The organism is Peribacillus sp. P4_C12, from assembly GCF_056402095.1.
Map to the genome: position 1 here is coordinate 1 of NZ_JBFUIB010000888.1, position 1,109 is coordinate 1,109.

The 1,109-nt window shown below is 43.6% G+C and carries 1 protein-coding gene; it reads left to right on the forward strand.

Annotation, left to right across the window (positions count from 1 at the left end; all coding sequences use genetic code 11):
* The coding region (locus AC1DUW_RS29960) for an AI-2E family transporter (RefSeq protein WP_477644327.1) at positions 1–971 on the forward strand (971 nt) is incomplete at its 5' end.
* Positions 972–1,109 lie beyond the last annotated feature (138 nt).

The window sequence follows — 1,109 nt, forward strand, 5'->3', positions numbered from 1 at the left end:
CTATAAGTGTAACAGTACTGCTGCCTTTTCTCATTGGTGCATTCATCAGTTATTTATTGCATCCTGTTGTGGAATTTTTAAATAAGAAAGGTATGCATCGCTGGCTTTCGATTACAATCATTTACTTGCTGTTTTTTGGAGGCATTGGATTTGCGGTTTATAAAGGCATTCCGGTGATGGTTAGTCAGGTGCGTGAGCTGTCAGAAAGTGTTCCTGAGCTGGTCGAGCAGTATCAAGGCAGGGTAGACAGGCTCAATCATCAAACGGCGGCCTGGCCGTTCGGGATACATGAAAGGTTTGAAGAAGGGGTCGTTCTTTTCGAAGGCTGGCTGAAAGGTATGCCGGAAAAAGCAATGGAGTATGCGATGAAGCTGTTTGATTTCGTTGTTCTGATTGCGCTTATTCCATTCATTGCTTTTTATATCCTGAAAGACTTTGCTGCGTTAAAAAAAATGGCCTGGTATATGACCCCGAAAAAATGGCGCAAGCAAGGACGTGCATTCGTACGGGATGTTGACGCTTCCCTAGGTGGGTATATCCGCGGGCAAATTATCGTCTGTGTTGCAATTGGAGTGATCTCATCCATTCTTTTTTGGATAGTCGGAATGCAATATCCGTTGTTGTTAGGAGCGATTATCGGAATAACCAATGTCATACCGTATTTTGGACCGATTATAGGGGCCATTCCTGCGGTTATAATTGCCGCCACAATATCTGTAAAAATGGTGATGATTATCATAGTCATCGTGCTTGTGCTTCAATTTCTTGAGGGGAATATTCTGTCACCTCTTATTGTCGGAAAAAGCCTCCATATGCACCCACTTTTTATCATGCTTGCATTGGTAGCTGGAGGTGAAATAGGCGGGATTACGGGAATGGTACTTTCAATCCCTATCTTGGCTGTACTGAAAGTTTTTGTGCTTCATGCCCGTGTTCACTTCAGAAAGAAGCCGCCCCTTATTGACAAATAAAAGTCTTGTGAATATAATCCATTACATAAGATAATTCGTTGAAGGATGAAGTATGCTGAAGTCCATCTAAAAGAGAGGGGTCCCCCTGGCTGAAAGGGACTGCAAGGTGAAGAGCAGCAGAAAGCTAGTCCGGAGAGC